The sequence below is a fragment of the Candidatus Methanoperedens sp. genome (genome assembly GCA_027460525.1).
In the GTDB taxonomy this organism is placed as follows: domain Archaea; phylum Halobacteriota; class Methanosarcinia; order Methanosarcinales; family Methanoperedenaceae; genus Methanoperedens.
The window spans coordinates 72,133-94,867 of the sequence record JAPZAS010000026.1; the positions used below are offsets into that span (position 1 = coordinate 72,133).

The 22,735-nt window shown below is 46.0% G+C and carries 21 protein-coding genes and 1 tRNA gene; 19 read left to right on the top strand and 3 right to left on the bottom strand.

The annotated features are described in order from the left end of the window. Nucleotides 1-70: 70 nt before the first annotated feature. On the bottom strand, nucleotides 71-1,033 hold the full coding sequence (locus O8C68_09535) for a formylmethanofuran dehydrogenase (GenBank protein ID MCZ7396042.1): 963 nt from the start codon (nucleotides 1,031-1,033) through the stop codon (nucleotides 71-73). A 3-nt stretch (nucleotides 1,034-1,036) separates the two neighbouring features. Then, the gene (gene ftsZ / locus O8C68_09540; GenBank protein MCZ7396043.1) at nucleotides 1,037-2,014 is read right to left on the bottom strand and encodes a cell division protein FtsZ; all 978 of its coding nucleotides are present in this window, start codon (nucleotides 2,012-2,014) and stop codon (nucleotides 1,037-1,039) included. 114 nt (nucleotides 2,015-2,128) lie between these two features. On the opposite strand from ftsZ, the gene O8C68_09545 reads away from it, so the two are divergent. The 6 genes from O8C68_09545 to O8C68_09570 all read left to right on the top strand — a co-directional run bounded on the left by O8C68_09545 (nucleotide 2,129) and on the right by O8C68_09570 (nucleotide 7,559). Continuing rightward, nucleotides 2,129-3,367: a YcaO-related McrA-glycine thioamidation protein gene (locus O8C68_09545; GenBank protein MCZ7396044.1), complete on the top strand. Its 1,239-nt coding sequence runs from the start codon at nucleotides 2,129-2,131 to the stop codon at nucleotides 3,365-3,367. Next, nucleotides 3,364-4,011: a TfuA-related McrA-glycine thioamidation protein gene (locus O8C68_09550; protein ID MCZ7396045.1), complete on the top strand. Its 648-nt coding sequence runs from the start codon at nucleotides 3,364-3,366 to the stop codon at nucleotides 4,009-4,011. Before O8C68_09545 ends, O8C68_09550 begins: the two co-directional genes overlap by 4 nt. A 73-nt stretch (nucleotides 4,012-4,084) precedes the next feature. Continuing rightward, nucleotides 4,085-4,378 (top strand): nucleotidyltransferase family protein, encoded by a 294-nt coding sequence (locus tag O8C68_09555; protein ID MCZ7396046.1) that lies wholly within the window; start codon nucleotides 4,085-4,087, stop codon nucleotides 4,376-4,378. Continuing rightward, nucleotides 4,375-4,737: a DUF86 domain-containing protein gene (locus O8C68_09560; protein MCZ7396047.1), complete on the top strand. Its 363-nt coding sequence runs from the start codon at nucleotides 4,375-4,377 to the stop codon at nucleotides 4,735-4,737. The genes O8C68_09555 and O8C68_09560 overlap by 4 nt, the downstream gene beginning before the upstream one ends. A 142-nt stretch (nucleotides 4,738-4,879) precedes the next feature. After that, nucleotides 4,880-6,043 (top strand): NAD(P)/FAD-dependent oxidoreductase, encoded by a 1,164-nt coding sequence (locus O8C68_09565; protein ID MCZ7396048.1) that lies wholly within the window; start codon nucleotides 4,880-4,882, stop codon nucleotides 6,041-6,043. 133 nt (nucleotides 6,044-6,176) lie between these two features. Next, a complete protein-coding gene (locus tag O8C68_09570) occupies nucleotides 6,177-7,559 on the top strand; it encodes a hypothetical protein (GenBank protein MCZ7396049.1) in 1,383 nt (460 codons plus the stop codon). 65 nt (nucleotides 7,560-7,624) lie between these two features. Here the strand turns inward: O8C68_09570 and dinB are convergent, their stop codons facing one another. Further along, nucleotides 7,625-8,704, bottom strand: a complete 1,080-nt coding sequence (dinB, locus tag O8C68_09575) for a DNA polymerase IV (GenBank protein ID MCZ7396050.1) — start codon at nucleotides 8,702-8,704, stop codon at nucleotides 7,625-7,627. A gap of 94 nt (nucleotides 8,705-8,798) precedes the next feature. Between dinB and O8C68_09580 the strand changes: the two genes are divergently transcribed. The 13 genes from O8C68_09580 to O8C68_09640 form a co-directional block, all read left to right on the top strand. Continuing rightward, nucleotides 8,799-9,629, top strand: coding sequence for a hypothetical protein (locus tag O8C68_09580; GenBank protein MCZ7396051.1), 831 nt, complete (start codon nucleotides 8,799-8,801; stop codon nucleotides 9,627-9,629). A gap of 54 nt (nucleotides 9,630-9,683) precedes the next feature. After that, entirely contained in the window at nucleotides 9,684-11,057 is a 1,374-nt protein-coding gene (locus O8C68_09585) for a (Fe-S)-binding protein (protein MCZ7396052.1), read from the top strand. Nucleotides 11,058-11,182: 125 nt separating this feature from the next. Further along, entirely contained in the window at nucleotides 11,183-12,538 is a 1,356-nt protein-coding gene (locus tag O8C68_09590; GenBank protein MCZ7396053.1) for a rhodanese-like domain-containing protein, read from the top strand. A gap of 121 nt (nucleotides 12,539-12,659) precedes the next feature. After that, entirely contained in the window at nucleotides 12,660-16,172 is a 3,513-nt protein-coding gene (locus O8C68_09595; GenBank protein MCZ7396054.1) for an N-6 DNA methylase, read from the top strand. Between the two features lie 48 nt (nucleotides 16,173-16,220). Continuing rightward, nucleotides 16,221-16,733 carry a hypothetical protein gene (locus O8C68_09600; GenBank protein ID MCZ7396055.1) on the top strand — a complete coding sequence of 171 codons (513 nt, stop codon included), beginning with the start codon at nucleotides 16,221-16,223 and terminating at the stop codon, nucleotides 16,731-16,733. Between the two features lie 71 nt (nucleotides 16,734-16,804). Further along, nucleotides 16,805-17,023 carry a hypothetical protein gene (locus O8C68_09605; protein ID MCZ7396056.1) on the top strand — a complete coding sequence of 73 codons (219 nt, stop codon included), beginning with the start codon at nucleotides 16,805-16,807 and terminating at the stop codon, nucleotides 17,021-17,023. Nucleotides 17,024-17,083: 60 nt separating this feature from the next. After that, nucleotides 17,084-17,737, top strand: a complete 654-nt coding sequence (locus O8C68_09610) for an adenylate kinase (protein ID MCZ7396057.1) — start codon at nucleotides 17,084-17,086, stop codon at nucleotides 17,735-17,737. 66 nt (nucleotides 17,738-17,803) lie between these two features. Then, nucleotides 17,804-18,400 carry a DUF106 domain-containing protein gene (locus O8C68_09615; protein ID MCZ7396058.1) on the top strand — a complete coding sequence of 199 codons (597 nt, stop codon included), beginning with the start codon at nucleotides 17,804-17,806 and terminating at the stop codon, nucleotides 18,398-18,400. Continuing rightward, complete coding sequence (locus O8C68_09620; protein ID MCZ7396059.1) at nucleotides 18,401-18,919, top strand: AAA family ATPase; 519 nt, start codon at nucleotides 18,401-18,403, stop codon at nucleotides 18,917-18,919. Next, on the top strand, nucleotides 18,916-19,911 hold the full coding sequence (locus tag O8C68_09625) for an RNA-guided pseudouridylation complex pseudouridine synthase subunit Cbf5 (GenBank protein ID MCZ7396060.1): 996 nt from the start codon (nucleotides 18,916-18,918) through the stop codon (nucleotides 19,909-19,911). Before O8C68_09620 ends, O8C68_09625 begins: the two co-directional genes overlap by 4 nt. Before the next feature lie 28 nt (nucleotides 19,912-19,939). Further along, nucleotides 19,940-20,024: transfer RNA gene (locus tag O8C68_09630), tRNA-Ser, on the top strand. Nucleotides 20,025-20,190: 166 nt separating this feature from the next. Continuing rightward, nucleotides 20,191-21,927: a hypothetical protein gene (locus tag O8C68_09635; protein MCZ7396061.1), complete on the top strand. Its 1,737-nt coding sequence runs from the start codon at nucleotides 20,191-20,193 to the stop codon at nucleotides 21,925-21,927. A 104-nt stretch (nucleotides 21,928-22,031) separates the two neighbouring features. After that, a partial coding sequence (locus tag O8C68_09640; GenBank protein MCZ7396062.1) for a cytochrome c biogenesis CcdA family protein occupies nucleotides 22,032-22,735 on the top strand: 704 nt, incomplete at its 3' end.

Sequence of the window (22,735 nt, forward strand, 5' to 3'; positions counted from 1 at the left end):
TTCATTATAAATTAAGTTATCTTTCCTTATTCTACAGTCTTTATTCTTCAGCTCAACTTATAATCCCAATTCACTCCACCCTCCTCACCACCACGCTCCCGTCCCTCATCCTCACAAGCCTCTCTTTCACGAGCCCGTACTTATGATAGCCCATAGCCTCGACATGCCCTATATCGAGGTATTTCATCACCAGATTCGCATCCTCCTGTGCCATCGGAAGCTCTCCCACAGGCGGCGCTGTCTTAACCTTCTTCCTTGAAAAAATCGCCCCGTCCTTCATATTTGCACCCACAAATCCCTTCGCATCCTTCAAAATCAGCGTGCCCTTTTTCATGTAAGCGCCTGCAAACTCGCCTGTTGTGCCCTCAACAACTACAGTTCCTCCGTCAAGGTGCGCGCCCGTGTTCATGCCAGCGTCACCACGTACATGAACCACGCCTTTTTGCATCAACAATCCTGTGCCGTTGTAAACGTCTCCTTCCACTGTAACAAAGGCTTCGCAGTTGCACCGCGCGGCTATCGTGCCTCGAAGAATGCCGTCATCCAGCAGCAGATGTTTTTTTTCCTCATCGAAGTTATTCTTAACAAGCGTATCGCTCGCAAGACCGCCGCATAGAATCTCGGTTATTGCCCTGAACTTTCGATAACCCTTCACATCGGACACAACCTCAACCACATTTCCGAGAGGCTCTTCGATGCTCCCTTTAACATATATCGCCCCTGAAACCATCCCCATTCCCATCTCGGAAGAGACATCACCCTCCACATATATTTTCCCGGCTTTTTCAGGCGCCCCAGTTCCCCCCAAATGCGCCAGGTCAACGCCCATGCTGTAGCCCAGCCTTTCCCCGGCATTGCCTGCAATCCGCACCTCTTTGCCTTTCCTCAGTTCATCCACCAGGTCTTTATATGTATAATCTGTGCCTTTCTGGAAAGGCATTGTGCTTTCAGGTCGGAGCTTATTGCCCTGCCATGTGAAATTATAGGTATAATCGCAGAGGTTATCCACTCTCTCTGTAAGTTCAAGCTCCATGACTTAGGTCAATTTGTCCGGATCCATGATACATGTCAGCACAGCCGTCACCCTGACATGACCCGCAAGGGAATCATCCACTTTTGCGCCCCACACGATCCTGCCTGTGTTCGGCGCTTTCTGGAGTATTATCTCGCCTGCCTGCGTGACTTCTCCGAGGGTCATATCCTCGCCGCCTGCGATATGTATCAGGACTCCATAAGCCCCTGAAATGTCCGATACATCAAGAAGCGGTGTGGAAAGCGCCTGCTCCACTGCCTTCTCTATTCGGTTCTCTCCTTCTGCATCGCCTATGCCGATAGCCGATATCCCGCCGCGCTCCACAACACTGCGCAGGTCTGAATAGTCAAGGTTCACAAGGCTCGCTTGGGTTATTGTTTCAGTTATGTTCTTGATAAAATTACCCACAAACTCGTTAGCAACCGCAAAACCCTCACGAAGCGGGAGGCTGCCTGCGATGGTTCTGAGCCTTGAATTGTCGATGACAACCAAAGAATCGCACTGGGCGGCAAGAGCTTTTATACCCGAAATTCCTTTTTTGCGCCGCAAAACCTCGTAACTGAACGGCAGCATCACGCATCCTATCGTAAGAATCCCAGCTTCCCGGGTTGCCTCAGCCACAACCGGGGCTGCACCTGTCCCTGAGCCGCCTCCCATGCCAGCAATAATGAATACAAGGTTTGAACCAACAAGTTCTTCTTGTATTTCCTTTATGCTCTCTCTGGCAGCTTCAATACCTCTTTCGGCAAAGCCCCCGCAGCCCTTCCCCTGATAAGCCTTTTCTCCCATGAGTATTTTCGCATCGGCTTTGGAAGCCAATAAATGTGCCGCATCCGTATCTGCAGCGATTATCTTGCTTCCCAGTATCTCTTTTTGTGCTATCCATGAAACGATATTACAGCCTGCGCCGCCCAAGCCTATTATTGCCACTGTTGGTTTGGCTGCCTTTGCAAGTTCAGAAATTCTTGATTCAAGCGTCATAAAAATCCTCCTTTCTTATATACTTCCTTATATTATATCCTTCCTGAGATTATATTTATCTCATATCCGCCACAGCAAGATATATAACCCTTATCCAATAAGAACTGCAAAAAAATGAGTAAAATTGCAATCGACCCGAATATCAGATATCTTGAAGGCACGCAGCGCGTATTTGACCCTGAGACCACGCTTGCCAACACAACAAAGCTTCTTCCTAAAATAGGAGTGACAAGGATTGCCAATATCACAGACCTTGACCGCATCGGCATTCCCGTATTCTCAGCCATAAGACCGAGCGCAGCGGCTGGCGCAATTTCCATATACTCAGGAAAAGGTGCAACAGAGACCAATGCAAGGATTTCAGCTATCATGGAAAGCTTTGAGCGCTGCCTTGCAGAGCAGCCCGAGGTCAGCATCAACCTGAGCGGTATTCCGCTTGGCGCAGAGCGGGTCACAGATACCTATGAATCGCTCAGCGAGAGCGCTCCCACTTTATATCCTGATGCCCTTCTCCTGCCGCAGCCTTTGGCTGAATCCACGAGCCTTGAATGGGTTAAGGGACATGATTTAATGAATGATATCGAGGTATTCGTTCCTGACAATGCGGTTTTTCATCCATATAATTCCAAAAGCAAAAGCCAGCTATTTCGCAGCAATACCAACGGTCTTGCCTCCGGGAATACCATCGAGGAGGCAGTACTCCACGGCTTGCTCGAAGTAATAGAGAGGGATGCCCTCAGCATTGCGGAGTTCTCAAGAAATCCCGGCAGGGAAATCCTTCTTTCAGAAAGTGATGGATTGAATTACGAATTAAAAAGGCGGATGGAAGAAACCGGCATAATGGTCAAACTCTGGCTGCTGGATTCTGATATTGATATTCCCACAGTAGTAGCCGCACTTGACGATACCGTGCTGAAAGACCCTGCGCTGCTTGTGATGGGCGCAGGGGCGCACCTCTCCCCCGAGATAGCGGTAACGAGGGCACTTACAGAGGCTGCGCAGAGTCGCGTTGTCCAGATACACGGGGCGCGCGAGGATACGGATAGGGAGCAGGTGGTGCGGACATTCGGATACGACCACATGAAAAAATTGAACAGTTACTGGTACCAAGAATTAGAGAACGTGCGAATGGGCGAGTTGAAGGAAAGCTCAAGCAGCACGCCTGCTGCCAATATAAAAACTGTGCTTGAGTGCCTTGAAGGGATAGCCGACGGCGCAATAATTGTCGATCTTTCAAGAGGCGTTGAAGTTCCTGTCATCAGGGCGATAATCCCTATGTTTGAACTCTATACCCTTGACCGCGAGAGAAAGGGGGAGCGCATCAAGAAAAAGAAGAAGAGAGTGGCGCGATGAAGTCCGTCGTGTACACAGGTACGAGCATAAGTCACAGCGACGCGAAAAAGATACTGGATGCCGAGTACCGCCCTCCTGTGAAGCGCCACGATATCAGGAGACTTATGACATCGCCGCCTGAAATAATAGGGATTATAGACGGTGTTTTTTTTGACAGCGCCGCCGTTGCTCATCGCGAGATAATCGAAGCGCTAAAGTACGGCATTACAGTGGTTGGAGGGGGAAGCATGGGCGCACTTCGCGCTTCTGAGCTTGACTCATACGGCATGATTGGCGTGGGAGAAATATATGCGATGTACAAAAATGGGAGCCTTGAGTCCGATGATGAGGTTGCGGTGACGTTTGATGCAGAAACCATGGAACCGCTGTCAATACCTCTTGTGAATATAAGGATGACCGCTAAGGCTTTGGCGGATGCCGGGATTCTGACCAAAGAGCAGACGGAAGCGGTCGTGGCTGCAGCCAAAAAATTGTTCTACCCGGACAGGAATTACCAGAATATTGCAGCTGAATCTGTAAAAGAGGGGATAATCACAGATTCGGAGAAGGAAAAGCTGCTTGGGTTTTTCAGGAAACATGAAGTTGATGTGAAGCGGCAGGATGCGGTTCTCGTGCTTCTGAAGATAAAAGAGCTTTTGAATTAACCGCAAAGTGGCGCAAAATTCAAAGGATAAGATAATATTGAATTAATAACGTATTGAGATAAAGTGCGAAAATATGAAAAGCATTGAAGAGATAAAATCAATCCTGAGAGGTCAGAAGGATAGGCTAAGAAAGACTTACAGGGTGAAAGAGATAGGTATTTTCGGCTCTTATGTCCGGGGAGAGCAGAAAGAGAAAAGCGATCTTGATGTCCTGGTTGAATTTGATGAGCCAGTAAGTCTTCTCTGGCTTGTAAAAGTGGAGATTTATTTGTCCGAGCTTCTGGGCGTAAAAGTTGACCTCGTGCCCAAGAAGGACGTAAGACCTGAGCTAAAAGAAAGAATTCTTAAAGAGGCGGTATATCTGTGAATCGTGATATTTCCATATATCTCAAGGATATCCTCGAAAACATGGAACGGGCGGAAAAGTTCGTGGAAGGGAAGGATTATGAGGATTTTGTCAAGGATGAAAGAACGAACTTTGCTGTAATAAGGTGCATTGAGATAATTGGAGAAGCAGCAAAGCATATCCCTGAAGAAATTAGAGAAAAATATCCTGAGGTTCCATGGAAAGAAATCGCAGGGATGCGGGATAAAGTTATTCATGCTTATTTTGGTGTGAGCCTTGAAAGAGTCTGGATTGTAATAAAGGAGATTATACCCCAGTTAAAACCGGACATAAAAAAAGCTCTTTCTGAACAAAAAAGAAATGATATTGAAACAAAGTGATGAACTGCTGGCTAAAGGGTGGATACAAATTGTACATACCCTTGTTGCAGATACTTTCTTTGCGAACTTTGCGTTCTCTGCGATGGGATTTTTTGATTCCACTGGTTACAGAACGCCAAAGTAAGCAATTAAGAGGAAAAACATGAAATACAATGTCGTTGTCGTTGGTGCAGGACCGGCTGGCGCAATAGCTGCGAAATATGCTGCCCGGAATGGCGCCAGCACCTTATTGATTGAAGAACATGCCAGCATCGGCTCACCTGTCCAGTGCACAGGTCTCATAAGCACCGCCGCCCTCAAGGAATGCGAAACAGGAGAGGGGAATTTTGTTTTAGCTAGGATGAAAGGGGCCTTTGTGTACGCCCCGAACTGCCAAGAGTTAAGAGTGGAAGGAAAGGATGTAAAAGCGTATGTTATAGACAGGAAAATTTTTGACAGGGCGCTTGTTGAACGCTCGCTGGATGCCGGGGTTGACCTGCTTCTAAAGACGCGGTTTATCGGCATGGAGAAGGGGAAAATATCGGTAATCTCAAACGGGGAGCAAAAAGAGATTCAGGCAGGCGTTGTTATCGGAGCCGACGGAATCCAGAGCAGCGTGGGCAGGGCTGCAGGACTTCCGAGATGCGAAAAATTCTTATCCGCCATCCAGTTTGAAGCCCCTTATGCTGCAAAAGACCCTGAATTTGTGGAGATATTCACGGGAAACGACATTGCGCCAGGATTTTTTGCATGGGCAGTGCCGTTTCAAGGTTTGGCACGTATCGGTCTTGCAAAGAACCCTGGCATTCCTGTGCAGGTCTTCCTTGAAAAACTGCTACAACATCCTGTTGTTGCCTCACGATACAGGGGTTCGCGCACAGAATTCGTGCTCGGAGGAATACCTCTTGGTCCTCCTGTGAAAACCGCAACCAGTGGCGTGATGCTTGTCGGGGATGCGGCAGGACAGGTAAAACCTACGTCGGGAGGAGGTATTTACATGGGCGCTGTTTGCGCCAAAATAGCGGGTGAAGTTGCAGCCAGAGCATCGAGAGAAGAGGCAAAGCTTGAGGAGTATGAAAAAAGATGGCGGGGCGCCGTGGGAAGGGAACTTGCCATCGGGATGAGGATTCATAAGAGCCTCGGGAAATTGAGCGATGAAAACCTGAACGAATTCGTTGCCTTCCTCAACAAACCTGCGATAAGAGAGGTTATCACGGAATACGGGGACATGGATCATCCCTCGATACTATTGCAAAAACTTATAAAAAGCGGGGATAAGATGCAGCTTATAAAATTACTGGGAGTTGCCTTTAAAACGCTTTTTTAGGTCACGACAACATAAATCCAGAAAAAAAAATTTCTCGGAAGTTAAATTTAAGTATTAATACTGATAATTAATATTGAAAGTAATCCGCGGGGAGGATTATTTCTGCATATTTAAGATAACAGGAGGAAATACCATGAAAAATAATATTAAGTACGGTTTAGTACTGTTGCTTGTGGTTGTAGGTGTTTTAATAGCGGCTGGCTGCGTGGGCCCACAGCAATCCACACCTGCCGCCCCAACGGTTACAGAAACAACCACAGCCCCAGTATCCAATGAAAACGACCGCATGATCGACCAGAACGCCCAGACAATGATGGAGCAGGGCAGGCAAACCTTCCGCTTCGACACGTTCGGCGATGAGGCTTTCTGGGGTGATTCGCTCAAGGTTCACCAGGCAATTGCAGGCGCAGCTAACGGAGGCGTGGGACCTGGTGTGAGCCCGAAGACTGCCCTGGCTGTGGGTTTAAAAGTTGATGCGGATGCTCTTCCCAAAGACCTGGTCGAGAATCTCAAGGCAGGAAAGGTCAATCTGGATGACCCGGCAACTACGCTGGCTCTTCTGAAACTCAACGCGGTTGTAGGTGTTAAAGGTACATTCGACAATGCTGGAAAGCTGCAGTCGGTTGGAATTACTTGTGCTTTCTGCCATTCGACAGTGGACGATTCACTCTCTGCCGGTATCGGTCATCGTCTTGACGGCTGGGCAAACCGCGATCTTAACGTCGGGGCAATCGTAAATCTATCCCCTGACCTTACCCCAGTGGCAAAACTCCTGAACGTTCCAGAACCAACAGTGAGAGCGGTGCTCAACAGCTGGGGCCCTGGTAAATTCGATGCCGAGCTCTTCCTGGATGGTAAAGCCTTCCGCCCGGATGGTAAATCCGCAGCCACGCTCATTCCTCCAGCTTTCGGTCTTGCAGGTGTGAACCTTCATACATGGACAGGATGGGGTTCTGTTACGTACTGGAATGCCTTCGTCGCCAATCTGGAGATGCACGGCAAAGGGAATTTCTTTGATCCCAGGTTGGATAATGCATCCCAGTTCCCGATAGCAGCAGCCAACAAGTTTGGTCATGTAACTACCAGCCCTGACGATGACATGATCACCTCAAAGCTCCCTGCGCTTCAGTTCTATCAGCTTTCCATCCCTGCGCCCAAGCCGCCCGAGGGCAGTTTCGATAAGGAGGCAGCCAAACGCGGGGACGACCTCTTCGGCGGTAAGGCTGCATGCGGCAGGTGCCACATCGACCCTCTCAGGACAGAGCCAGGCTGGAACATGCATAACGCCAGCGAGATGGGGATTGATGATTTCCAGTCAAACCGTGCGCCTGACCGCATGTACAGAACATCACCTCTTGCGGGAATCTGGACTCACCAGAAGGGCGGCTTCTTCCACGATGGTCGCTTTGCTACTCTGATGGATGTTGTAAATCACTATAACACCACCTTTAAGCTGAACCTGACCCCGCAGGAAAAGAGTGATATAGTTGAGTATATGAAATCGCTTCCAGACTAATCTGTACTTTGGCTGTTGGTCGGCAATAAATGCGGCTGACCTTCAGCTATTATTTTTTTTAATTGTTATGCAAATTCTTTTATCAATCTCTGCCTTGTCCTTCGTTTTTCAAGTTTGAAGAGCCTGATTCCTATAAGCCTGACCATCTTATCATCAATAAATTCCATCAGAAGTGCCTTCGAAGTATCCTTTATTGTACCGAGGTCGTCTGTGAAGTGCACAAAAGTATGCGCCTTTGTGCGAGTTATGAATCGTTTGTATCTCACTTTTATCGTCAGCGTCTTGAAAAGGAAGCCTTCGTCAAGAAGCGCCTTGTGGACATCCTCTGCCAGCGCCTCCATGGTCTGGTTCAGGATTTCAGCATTATCCGTATCCTCCTCAAATGTTGTCTCCCTGCTTATGGACTTGCAGCATTCTTCTTCCCTTACCTCGCTCTCATCTATACCCAGTGCAAGTTCATGCATATATATACCCCATTTTCCAAAGCGAGACAACAATTTCTGGATGTCGTATTCAGCAAGCTGCCCGATAGTTTCAATGCCCATGGTCTTCAATTCAGCCTCTGTCTTTTTCCCTATGCCCAGTATTTTCCGGACAGGAAGGTGTGAGAAGAATTCCGCAACCCGTGAGGGCTCAACAATAGTCAAGCCGTCAGGTTTTTTGTAATCCGAGGCTATCTTTGCCACGATCTTGTTGGGTCCCACCCCTGCGGAGCAGGTCAGCTTTTCCTTCTCCATTATCTCTTTTTTAATCTTCAGGGCAAGCTCCTTTGCAGCCTCAAAGCTTCTGATATTGCTCACATCAAGATAAGCCTCGTCTATGCTCACCTGCTGGAACTTCCCGGCGCAGCTGCGCAGTATTTTCATCACTTCTCCTGATGCACCGACATAGAGAGGGAAATTCACAGGAAGGTATACGGCTGTCGGACAGAGCTTATAAGCACGTGAAATTGGCATCCCTGACTTTATTCCGTATTTCCTGGCTTCATAGGAGCATGTGCTCACCACACCCCTCCCCTTTCCTCCTTTCGGGTCTGCCCCCACGACTACAGGCTTGCCGGTAAGTTCGGGTTTCTCCCTCACCTCCACAGATGCAAAGAAGCTGTCCATGTCAACATGGAGGATTATCCTGTTATTGTCTGTCATTTTCTCCAGTGCCTCATAACGAAATAACGAAAGCTTAATATAAAAGTGATTCTTAGGGGGATGAAAGCCATCATGGCAGAAATAGGAGGAAAAAATGACAGAAGGTCTACCGATTGGTAATAAAGAAGTTTTCGACACACTTTTCATAGATTACAGGATAATGGTTACTGTAGCCGTTATCTCTATAATCATATTCTTTGTAGGACTGTACCTGCAACTATCGAAATGGGGACGCGGCATCCCCGAAGGAGCCACTCAGCCCCTTGGCGCATGGGGCACACTTAAATTAATCGTTCACCGGATATTTGAGAAGGGCATAGGAGCAGCCCTCGGAATAATAATCCTGGACGGTTTATTCCAGCGCAGGACATGGCGGCGGAGAAAGAGCGAATGGGTGATGCATATACTCATTTTCTGGGGATTTTTCGGGTTATTTATATTAACCGTAGTCGCAGCAGCAGCAGAATTCTATGGACCGTTCATCTTAAATGAACCTGCCGGAAATCCGCAATTTTTTATCAATACATTTGCCGTCCTCAAGGTTCCGAATCTTATATTGGCTTCCATGTTGACCATTGGAATTATAATAGCGGCAGTGAGAAGACTTGCGTTCGCGGATGTTCCGCCCGCAAGATGGACAAGCGTTGACTGGATATCTATTGGAGGATTGAGCATCGTTATAATTACTGGCTTTCTGGCATATTACCTCAGACTGGATGTTTATAGCGTAACCGGTCGCATGTTAGTGAGTCAATATGCGGCAACATCTCCTGCCTTTTTCAACAACGCCACTGTGGTTTTCCATGAGGTCTTCACCTTGCTGTTCTGTGTTGCTTATCTACCCTTCGGCAAGCTCTTCCACATGTTCGTGACACCGCTTGTGATAATGATGAATAAGGGCGGCTATGCGGAGGTCAACGCGTAAATCGTTAGCCCCCTAACGAACAATATTTATAATATGTAAACATAGGAGATAAACATGGCAAAAAATAAACCTGCAATTTCGCTTCAAAATTTAACGCCCACGCAATTGATGGAGTACGATGCGTGCACACGATGCGGCGAATGCGTCAAGTACTGCCCGACGTATGCCGCGAGAAATAAAGACCAGGCTATCGAGCCTAGGGATAAAATCGTCCGCTGGAGGGAATTCGTAACCAAGAGCTATGGCTGGAAAGCAAAGCTATTTGGTCCTGCTGCAATTCCGCCTGAGGATATCAAGAAATTCACGGATGACCTGTACAATTGTACCACCTGCGGCATGTGCGGCACTGTATGCTGCGCCGGCATAGATACGATAGAACTCTGGGAAGCCACCCGTGCAAACCTCGTAAAGCATGGAACGGGTCCATACGGCAAACAGAGCCTGTTCCCGAAGCTAATAGGAGAACAGCATAACCCTTATCTCAAGCAGCAAAAGGACCGCCTTGCCTGGATGACCCCAGATATCAAGATTGCCGAAAAGTCGGATATCGCCTACTTCATCGGCTGCACTGCAGGATACAACCAGCAGGTGCTCTGCGTCAACACAGCAAGGATTCTGAACAAACTCAACGTTCCTTTCATGGTTCTTGGAGAGGATGAATGGTGCTGCGCCTCTGCGCTCATAAGGACAGGACAGCAGCATCTCAATGACGTGCCAAAACAGGCTGCACTGCATAATGTCGAGGCGCTTCGGGCACGCGGTGCAAAAAGAGTAATATTTGCCTGTGCAGGATGTTTCAGGGCAGCAAAGATCGACTGGCCGCGTGCATATGGAAAACCACTGCCTTTTGAAGCAGTCCACATGTCCCAGTTCCTTGCAGAGCAGCTTGATGCTGGAAAGATAAAATGGGAAAAGAGTTTTAATAAAACCGTCACCTATCACGACCCCTGCCACCTTGGAAGACACGTTGGCGTGTTTGAGGAGCCCAGGAAAGTCTTAAAGAGCATGCCCGGCATCAAGCTTGTGGAGATGGAGAGGAACCGCAATGAGCAGAGATGCTGCGGCGCTGGTGGAGGCGTGAAGGCAGGTATTCCTGACCTCGCACTTGCGGTTGCGAAAGACCGCATGAACGATGCCAAGGCAACAGGTGCGGAAGTCTTGATCAGCACGTGCCCGTTCTGCAGGCGCAACCTTATTGACGGCAGGGATGAACTCAAGCTCGATATGTACATGGACGACCTCGTGGTTCTCAGTGCCAATCTGATGGGTCTGAGCACAGACATCAAGTCCCCGGCCCCCGGTGCGCCAAAAGAGATGATCAGCGACCTCTTCAGGACGCAGACCATACCACCAAAGCCGCCTGAGCCGCCGAAAGAAGCTCCAAAGGCTGCCCCGAAAGAGGCACCCAAGGAAGCTCCCAAGAAGTAGGCATCTGCCTACTTTCAACTTTTTTTATTGCATCATTTTTTACTGTCAGACACTTTTCCTGTTTCCCCGGAATTAGTCGGTAAAATTAAATAGCAGCGAAGATTATATTCACTGAGGTGAGTGGAATGTTTGTTGAGAGAGTAATTTCTGATGGACTTTCCCATTATTCCTATATCGCAGGGGATAACGGCGAGGCATTCGTCATCGACCCCAGGAGGGATAAAGATGCATACATCAAAATCGCCGAAAATAATTGCTGCAAAATAAAATTTGTTTTTGAGACGCACTGCAATGAAGATTATCTTATCGGCTCTCTGGAACTTGAGAAAGAAACAGGGTGCCGCATAATTCACAGCAACAAGCTTGATTTTGGCTTTGGTGAGCCTGCTGCCGACGGAGATATGTTCGATATCGGCGGCATGAAGTTGAAGATTCTTGAAACGCCAGGACATTCGCCAGAAAGCCTGAGTTTTGTTTTTTTTCCGTCTCAGGGTGAAGCCTGGGCTGTGTTTACGGGAGACGCGCTTTTTTATGGCAATGTCGGGCGGACCGATCTTCTGGGAAAGGAGAAGGCGGCTGAGTGTGCCTCGCTTCTGTTTGACTCCCTGCACGGGAAGCTCCTCACCATGGGAGATGGGGTCATTGTATATCCGGCACATGGATCGGGCTCGGCATGCGGCGGAAGCATGTTGGATATCCCTGCAAGCACAATCGGGTACGAGCGGGCTTCCAATCCCCTGCTCGGGATAGGGCGCGAGGAGTTCATGGAAATAAAACAGAGCGAAACTATCCCTCTTCCCCCCTATTTCACGATGATGGCAGAGCAGAACCAAAAAGGCCCGAAGCTGCTCCCGCCGCGGAAAACAAAGCCGATGGATGCTTTGGAGTTTGAGGAGGCGATGCATGAATGTGCGGTCGTGGATACCCGCTTTCCTCTTGCTTTCGCGGGCGGGCATTTAAGAGGTTCGTACAATATCTGGCTCTACGGGATGGCCACATTCCCGGGCTGGGTTCTTGATTATGGGAAGGATGTTCTGCTCGTGACCGAGAGACAGGAGGATGTAGAACTTGCGGGGGTGTATCTTGCCAGGATAGGCTTTGACAGGGTCAGGGGCTACCTCTGTGAAGGCATTTTGGGCTGGTACAGCCGCGGGATGCCGCTTGAGAAAAGCGGCGTATTGACGGCAGGCGGGTTTCATGAGAAATCGAAAGAGGAAGATATGTTCGTGCTGGATGTGCGAGAGCGGGAAGAGTATGCAGAAGGGCACATCCCCGGCGCGGTGAACATCTATGTCGGAGAGCTTGAGGCACGGATGAGCGAGGTTCCATCTGACCGTGCTGTGGTCGCGGTGTGCGGTTCAGGAAACAGGGCAGGGCTCGGTGCGAGCATTCTGAAGCGCCATGGTTTTGAGAGGGTGTATAACCTCATCGGAGGCACTGTGGCATGGAGAGCGAGAGGTTATCCGACAGAGAAAGAATAGCTGAACGATGCCTGATGTGCTCCATTAAAAAAACCAGTGGAAATCATCCGTACCGTTACATTTTTAATGACACAGGATATGCAGTATCAAACGATGCGGTGTTAAGGAATCGGGCTTACTGATGGACAATGAGACTGCGAGCAAGATAAAGCTGGATATTGAAAAACTTGTAACGAGTTACAAAGATCTCAAGAAATCCAAGAAAGACAGCGAAAAAGAGATGGCAGCTATCAGCGAAGCTAACGTGCGCGCCGATTATGTTGACCGACTTTTTGGAATAATGGGATGGGATGTCGGGAACCCGGATGAATACGACAGGGAGCATTTTATCCGCGGTGCGGGTTTTGCGGACGTTGCCCTCAAACTCAATAGCAAACCCGTGATATTTGTTGAAGCAAAAAGGTTTGGAGGAATCTCGCACAGTAAAGATATAAAAGGGGATTGGACGCTTGAAGAGCGCCAGTCAATACTCTATGCCCTGAGCAAGAACTGTAAGTGGGCTATTCTTACCAATTTTGAGAAATTCAGGGTTTTTAATGTTCTGACAGGGTTGACTATTCTTAATTTTGAATCCGTATATGATTACAAAGACAGATTCAGCGACCTTCTTTATCTCACGAAAGAAGCAGTAGAGTCGGGGAGAATTGAGAAGCTCGGTGCGCGTGAGGAAAAACCAGATATCGACATGGAATTTCTGGAGATGCTCAACAAATGGCGCATTGAGCTTGCCAACGATATATATCTGAATAACTTCCTGAACGAAGGCAAACCACCGGATTTAAGCAAGCTGTTTCCTGATTATAAAAAACATGAAAATGACCCGAAATATGCAAAATTCTTAGAATCCAGAAGAGAGATTTTACGAAATCGGCTTGATTTTTCCGTACTTAAAGATGAGAAAGGAAATTTCGATATTGAGAGGCTGAAAAGTGCTGTGCAGCGGATTTTGGACAGGCTAATCATTATCAGATGGGCTGAAGACCGCCTGCTTCTTGACGACCCGAATATCCTTGATGGGAAGTTGAAACTATGGAAAGCTGCAGCGCGCTACAACCCGCTTTATGAGGCGCTTTTTGCAGACGGCGCGCTGTTTGATAAGTTCAATGACATACATAACGGTGAGATTTTTAAGCGAGGGTTGTTCTATGACCGAATTAATGTAAGCGATGACGTGCTGGCGCGCATTATTGAAGAAATGACCTCGCATTCGTTCAGGAAGTTTGATTTTGATATTCTCGGCAATACCTATGAAACGTATCTTGGCAATACGCTGTACCTGAAGGGTGACAATACTTTCGACCTGAAGCCGAGCCAAGAGACGCGCAAGGAGAGCGGGATATATTACACGCCTCCATACGTTGTGGATTACATTGTGAAGAATACGCTGGGCGCGCTGCTCAAAGGTAAAACACCGGAAGAAGTGGAGCGTATTAAAGTGCTTGACCCTGCTTGTGGTTCAGGTTCGTTCCTGATTAAAGCATACGATTGTTTTGCGAACTACTACGAGGAGAAGAATCGGGAAATCAAGAAGCGCATAGACGAGCATGTCAGAAAGGGCATGCTTTTTGAAACCTCCGAGAGCACATACTCCGGATATGAAGCAAGCATCCTGATGAACAACATTCACGGCGTTGACCTCGATGCCCAGGCTGCTGAGATTGCTGCGGTGAACCTGATGCTCAAGGCGCTGAAGCCGAATGAGATGCTGCCTCCGATTCTGGGCGATACTATCAAGGTTGGGAATTCGCTAATAAGCGGGAGCGAGGAGGAGCTTAGGAAGTATTTTGGCGATGAGTGGCGCGCAAAGAAGCCTTTCAATTGGGAGATGGAGTTCGCGGATGTGTTTGATAAGACGCTGCCTGAAGAGGAGAGGGGGTTTGATGTGGTGATTGGGAATCCGCCATATGTCAGGCAAGAAGTTATCAAAAAGCAAAAAGATTATTTTGAGAATACTTTTACTATTTTTGATAGCGTTGCCGATTTATACGCATACTTTATTGAGCAGTCAATAAAAAAATTAAAAAATCATGGTTTATTTTCATTTATAGTTTCAAATAAATTTACGCGCGCTAATTATGGAAAAAAATTGAGAAAATTCATTCTTGAAAATTGTAAAATCTTACAATTCATTGATTTTGGAGACTTACCTGTTTTTGAAGATGCTACCGCTTATCCATGTATCATCATAATGCAGCGGGAAAGCAATGAAAAATTTAGAAATGAGAATGTATTAAAAGCATGTAATATCGAAAATCTTGATTTCAAAGAATTAGAGCCAGTATTTCAGAAATATAGCTATTCGGTAAGGCAAAGGGATTTGGGAGAAGATGGCTGGAGTTTCCAACCTATTGAGATTGCTGAATTGAGAAAAAAGATTTATGAAAAAGGTGTCCCTTTAAAAGAATACGCTGGCGAGCCACTTTCAGGAATAAAAACTGGATTGAATGAAGTGCTTATTGTTGATGAAGCGAAAATGCAGTCGATTATCGGTAAAAATACTTTTGAAAAAGAATTATTTAAACCAATAATTAGGGGTCGTGACATCAAAAGATGGAATATACAGTTTGAGGGTAAATATCTGATTTTTACTGAAAATAAAGATATTAATAAATATTCAAATACATTAAAATATTTAAACCAATTTAAAAACGAATTATCGGAAAGGAGCGACATAAAAGACACGAACAGGAATTGGTATGGGTTAAGAGCATGCGATTATTACGATGAATATGAAAAACCCAAGATAGTATATCCTGACATATCGAATGACTGTAATTTTACATATGATGAAAAAGGATATTTTATTGAAATGACGGGATTCATAATACCAAAAGCAGACAAATATCTCGTTGCAGTTTTAAACTCTAAATTGATAAAATTTTATTTTAGTTATTTATCTGCTCAAATACGAGGGGATTATTACAGATTCAAAAATATCTATGTCAATTACATACCGATTCATCCAATCGATTTCTCAAACCATTCTGAAAAATCCGTTTATGATGAACTAATTATTCTTGTCGATAGGATGCTCTCCCTCAACAAAAAGCTCTCAGAAATCCGCGCCGATTTCCATCACTACCTCAACCTGCGCCCGCACAGCATGGTGGCGCTGCGAAGCTTTATGGAGGCGCTGCCTATGGGCGATAAAGAAGTGCTGAAAGACCATTTCGGAAAGCCTGTGAGCACAATCGAAGCAGAAAAGTTCGAAGCGTTTGATGTGCTGGAGGAAGGCGAATGGCTGGTTTTCGTGGCAGGCTACAGTTACACGAGCGCCAAAGGAAAGTTATTAAGCTCATCCAACGTGCGCGCCCTGCGCCTCCGCATACAGGATAACAGCATGCGCAAATTCATACTTTACAGCCTCAAAGGCACGGCGCCGGGGAAACTCGGAAGCGGCAACGTACTCGAACAACTTCAGAAACTCAAAATACCGCGCCTTGTGACCAATGGGGAGGGGAACAAGCGCGCCATCGAAGAACTGATGGCGCCTTTCCTTGTCGAGGTAGCAAAAAAGGAGGCGCTGGAACGGGAAATCAAGGAGATAGATGATGCTATTGATAAAAAGGTGTATGCGCTGTATGGGTTAACGAATGAAGAAATAAAAATAATTGAGGAGCAATGCAAAAAATGAAGATAGGGTATCTGCGTTCATCTGCGGTTTAAATTATCTGGAGCAATCTTGAATCTCACAGAACTTCTATCAAATCATAAAGCAGTTTTCAGGCAGAAATTCACCGAAGTGCTGGCAAAAAAAAAGGTGCTTACTACCGAACAGGCTGCGGCTGAGTACAGGGATTTTATCGAGCAATACGTTGATGAAAGATACGAATCGGTGGAACGGCTCGTTGAAAGGATTAACGAACTCAAAATCCCTGTCTTTCTCAACATAAGGCGCGACAGGATGCGCGAGGACAGATGCAAAATATGTGAAGCAAACGAACCAAATGTCCACGCGCTCGAAGAAAAATACGAAGGCAGGATTGAGCTCTTCGAGGTCGTAGAGGATAGACCCGAGGGGGCGCTTTACCAGATAATTTTCCACGAAGATGCTGAAGAAAAGAAGCTTCCCCTTACAGCAGTAATAAATAAGGGAGAACTCCTGAAGTTCTGGGCTGGCAAAGCCGTGGATGCAAGCGTGTATGAGATTCATATCAATAAATGTCTTGCGGCTTTTGACAAAAAAGTTAGGTAGAAACAAAAATTTAAAAAGCACTATATCCAGATTCGATATATTTAATATCTCAAAAATGCCTTAACCTGCTCATGAAACCATCTGAAATACTGAAAAGCGCATTATATGGCATTTTATTTGGACTTATGGGATTTATCATAGGAATCTGGTTCGCAGATCTTCTCTACAGTTTAATATTGAAAAATATAGCACGGCTTACAACTACAAATATATCTTTAATAATTATAATATTAATCACGCTGTCTGCGGGCTTATTTGGCTTAACCAAAGGCAAAAGTTTGCTTGAGTAATCCTCCCGGATTTTTTGAATAAGCTTTAATATACACATTACTATACGGGAATCGATTGAAATGAATATTGTTTTACTCGGTCCTCCCGGCGCAGGAAAAGGCACGCAGGCTAAGAAAATACAGGAATACTTTTCCCTGCCCCACATCTCAACAGGCGATATGCTTCGTGAGAATATCAATAATAATACAAGTCTTGGGACAAAAGCCAGATCATACATGTCAAGAGGCGAACTTGTCCCTGATGAGCTGTTGATAACTATCATAAAAGACAGGCTATCCAAAAATGATTGCTTAAAGGGTTTCCTGCTGGACGGCTATCCCAGAACGATACCACAGGCTGATGCGCTCCAGATGATTCTTACGGAATCGGACAAGAAACTGGATGCTGTCCTGAATATCTCTGTCGGCGATGAGGAATTGATAAAACGCCTCTCCGGGAGAAGGATGTGCACATGCGGTGCAAGTTATCACATGGTATTTAACCCTCCAAAAAATGACGAGCTCTGCGATTTATGCAAAGGAAAACTATACCAGCGCGACGATGATAAAGCTGAAGCTATAAGGAACAGGTTAATAGTGTATAAAAAGCAAACGCAGCCTCTGATAGAATATTACAAGAAAAAAGGAATTCTTCAAACATTAGATGGGGGGAAGGACATTTCAGGAATATTTGAGGATATTAAAAAAATACTGGATGAATATGAAAAACTTTAAGAAAGTTTTATCAAAAGAAGGGTATGCTTTGCATACCCTATACCTCATAAAGCGAGGTGTCGCTTTATGATTAAAGAAGCACTGAATAAACTCGTATTGTTGGTTGGAATCTTCCTCATGTTCGGTATCATAGCAGTTCCAGGCTTGAGGAACACGATAGGCGCAATTGTAGGAACACTTTTAAACCCGATATTGACCTTACTTCCATTGCCTATAGTAATTATGGTTCTCGCTGCGATCACAGGACTTTATGCCTCGCTCATCCAGAAATACACCATGAACTGGGGGTTGATGAAACGCATTCAGGAGAAGACGAAGAATATACAAAAAGAAATGAGGCAGGCGCAGTTATCAAACAATGCTGCGAAAATGAAAAAACTGCAAGCGCAGCAGGCTGAAATGCTCGGAGACCAGATGGATATGATGAAGCAGCAGTTCAAGCCCATGCTTTATATAAGCATCATATCAATCCCCCTGTTTTACTGGGTTTATCTTGTAATCAGCCAGCATCCTGATTCCTCCATGGTATTTCCCTTCTGGGGAGAACAAAAATTGACCGATAAACTTTTCGGCCCTTTCCAGTACTGGTTATTCTGGTACTTTTTGTGTTCAATCCCGGTGAGTCAGATGACCAGAAAGGCATTGAACATAGGCGGTATGTAATTGATTATCACAATCAGCGGTCCCCCAGGCAGCGGCAAAAGCACACTCTCCACATTATTGTCTTCGCGGCTGGGAATGGAACTGGTCTCAGTGGGAGATATCTTCAGAAAGCAGGCACAAGACCGATGCATGTCGCTTGATGAATTCGGTTTGCTGGCAAAAAGCGATGAGGATATTGACAGGAAGCTCGATGAAGAGCAAAAAAAAATTGCCAATGAAAAGGAGAATATAATTCTTGAGGGAAGGCTTTCAGGTTTTCTTGTGGATGCCGATCTAAAGGTCTGGCTCAAAGCACCTGTTGAAGTAAGGGCAGAGCGAATCGCATGCCGTGAGGAAAAACCGGTAGTGAAAGCAAAAGCAGAGACTAAAGACCGGGAAGAGTGCGAAAGAGAGCGGTACCTAAAATATTATAATATCGATACAAATGACCTCTCGGTATATGATTTAGTAATAGATTCCAGCAGGTGGAGCGCTGAAGAAATAAGTGAAATAGTGGCAAAAGCTATTGGTTTTTTATGAATCGGTTACCTTCTGAAAAAAAAAGAGATACTCTTATAAAATCCCAGGATACAACCGACGAGAGGTTTGGTAAAAAACCGTCAGAGCGCCCCATAGAAAAATATATTCAAAAAGGTGTGATAAACCTCGATAAACCCGCGGGTCCGACAAGTCATGAAGTGACGTCATGGGTTAAGAAAATTCTTAATTTAAATAAAGCCGGGCACAGCGGCACCCTTGATCCCAACGTGACAGGGCTCCTTCCTGTTATGCTGGGAGATGCTACAAAAGCTGTGGACGTTCTCCTCACGGCAGGGAAAGAATACGTATGCCTCATGAAACTTCACGCAGCAGTATCTGAAATGAAGGTAAAAAGTATTTTCACCGAGTTTACAGGCGAGATATACCAGAAGCCTTCCATTAAATCAGCTGTGAAGCGGGAAACCAGGATAAGAAACATATATTATATGGAACTTCTCGAGATCGAGGATAATAATGTCCTTTTCAAAGCCGGATGTGAGGCAGGGACATATATACGAAAATTATGCCATGATATTGGCATGGCGCTGGGCACGGGCGCTCATATGCAGGAGCTGCGGCGCACAAAAACAGGCCCTTTCCGTGAGGATGAGACCTTAATCACGCTTCATGACCTTCAAGATGCGTATATAGCGTGGAAGGAATTGAGGAACGAAGAGTTGTTGCGAAAGGTTATAAACCCAATGGAATTCGGGCTTTTGCATCTTCCCAGAATAGTGATACGTGATAATGCCGTGGATGCTGTGTGCCACGGCGCCCCTCTTGCTGCACCAGGCGTGCTTTCGGTCGAGAGCGGAATAGAAAAAGGAGACCTTGTGGCGGTTTATACGCAAAAAGGCGAAGCTGTATCCTTCGGCAGGGCGCAGATGAAATCCAGCGAAATCTTAAAAGCCGCTACAGGGATTGTGGCAAGTACAGACCGCGTGCTTCTGGAAGCAAGCACGTATCCCAGGGGATGGAAGGCAAAAGCATAAGAGTTATCTGGTCTATTGTGAAGCCTGTGCCGAGGTAGTCTAGCGGCCTAAGGCGCAAGCCTGGAAAGCTTGTGGGGCTTTGCCCCTCGGGAGTTCAAATCCCCCCCTCGGCGTCATGAATTTTTGAAGATATTTTGAAAACTACTAAAAATATACACGATGATATTAATCTCTCCGACCATTTAGGAAGTGTGTGAGGCTGGTTGCTTGCAATGTTGAGGGGTTGTGGGATGGATTTAAGTATTATGCGTACCAAATCCTTTTTACGTATCAAAAATAATGAATGAATATAGGACGACAATATACGCTGTAAAGCTAAAAAACATGCAAGCGATTAAATGGGTCATATTATTCCTGATTTTGTCAGGGTTAATTAGCTTTGCTTCAGGGTCTGAACTTTCGCAACTCCAGTGGGTACAGGGTGTGTCAGGTAAGCTCCACCGCGGTGAAGTACTTTCATATAACGGGTATTCGGTAGAAGCCGTAGATTTTCCCATGCCAGTTAGATCGGATAAATACAAAGCAGAGCCTGAGGAACCGGTTCAACCGTTCGTTGGATTAAACGTATCGAAAAACGGTAGTTTTATCGGTACTGTTGTACTCGGGTCAGGAGAATCTTATATTACACCTGACAGCGAATTGCAAGTCACAGTAACAGCGCTGCCTTCTCAGAGTGCCATAGAATGGCTCTATGAAAGCTATTCCCCATGGGCGACAATAGAACTGGATTCGAGGGGAACTCCCACCATCAACGTATTAATAGATACAAACAACGATAATTACATTTCATTATCCGACACCGACATTGTAGCAACCGTAGAATTAGAAAATACAGGCTCGGCTGATGCGATAAACGTTGACATGAATGTAGCCACAGAACTTCCGGTAACGAGAGGAAGCCTGAAATATCATTATGATACCATCAAAAAAGGCGATTCGATAACAGAGACTATCACATTCAGACCACCGTATGTCCTGGAGCAGAAGGATTATGACATATTGGCAAATGTCACTTGGTACGATGTTACGGATATGTTCTATACAGAAAAGTACCAGAAAACTGTTACAATAGCACCCGAGCCAAAAGATACAAGTCTATCTATTAGTAAGAGTGTGGATAGCAAGATATATTTGGGAGACAATGCGATGGTATCGATTTCATTAAAAAATCATATAAAGGATGACCTTAACAACATCAGTGTTACAGATTCTCTACCAGATGGTTTTAAACCGATAGGCAATACAACCCTGCACTGGATCGCCAACATTCCTGCTGGTGGAGATTGGGATATTCATTATCTGATGAAACCGCAAGAGGCAAACATCGATGGCGTCGAATTACCATCAGCAGTTGCTGAGTTCACAGTCGAAAAAGAAAATTACAGCATACAGTCAAACCAACCACAAATCAAGGTTTACGGCCCCAAGATTGTACTTACGAAACAGGCAGATGTTTCTGGAATGAATCCCGATGAGACTGTTACCGTGACGGTGGCTGCAGAAAATACCGGTAGTACACCTACAGAAGTGCTTATAAAAGATGTGTTGCCAGAAAATGCTATTATTATAAGCGGGAACACCATGTATGAGGCGTTTTTGGAATCCAATAAGAAAGTGAGTTTCAACTATTCTATCAGGATCGGTGCAAGCCCGCCCATCAGACTTCCTCCAGCAACTGCTAATTATTTTGAACCGGGTAATAAAGGTGGACAAATCAGCACTGTAAGTCAGGAACCTATAATAACAGGGACTAAAAAAGTTCCAGAGGAGATTCTGCCTGAACCAACTCCTGAAGAGACAACCCCTGAACCGACCCATGAGCCAACCCCTGAGCCAACGTCTGAGATCAATGTAACTGTGCCGGCAATCAACGAATCTTCAGGCAATTCTACCAGTTCAAACAACAATAAACAAGAAATAAATGACATTTTGAATTTTCTTTTTGGCTGCGATACAAACAGTAGCTCCGTAAGCCCAAAAATCAAAAACAGATTTTGTATGGAAGAAAAGAAGTAACTATTTGCTACAGGATTAAGCAAAATTATATAGTACTTTACATCGTATGTAAAAGTAATGTTTTTAATACAACCTTCGACCTATAGACATCGGCAGGCTAAGCAATGGTAGAACCCTCGGTACCCTCGATATTTCTGGTATTCCTTGCAGGCATAGTCACGATCCTGAAGCCGTGCTGCCTCCCGCTTGTACCTGTGGTTTTTTCAGGCTCGGCCGGGCACAGGCTTCGACCTGTTGCCATCTGCTCCGGACTGGCGCTCAGCTTCACGGCGATGGGCGTGCTGGTCTCCGCCTTCGGAGCAACATTCGCATCTTACACGGATTCCCTGCGCAGCATAGCGATTTTGTTTATCATAGGCATGGGAGCCGTGCTTTTTGACGATGATATAAACATGGAATTTATAAAAATATCAAGTGCAATAACACAGGGCATAAGGCAGTATTTTGGTTCAATAAGCGGATATTCAAACTTAAACATGCCCGAAGGCGGGATTGCAGGAGGCTTTTTCCTGGGCATGTCTCTTGGTATCCTCTGGATCCCTTGCGTTGGACCAATCCTTGGCGCAGTGCTTGCGTACGTCGCTTCAGTGGGCAATATCCCCTTTGGCGCAGGGATGCTGTTTGTTTATTCCGTGGGCATGAGCCTCCCCATGCTCTCCATAGCCTATTATGGCAAGAAGGTTACAGCCAGATACCAGTGGTTCGTGAAGCGCGGACCTATGCTTAAAAAACTCTCGGGGCTCGTGCTCATAGTAATTGGAATTATGCTGCTGTTCAATATAGATAAGCTGATAATAAAGGCGCTCTC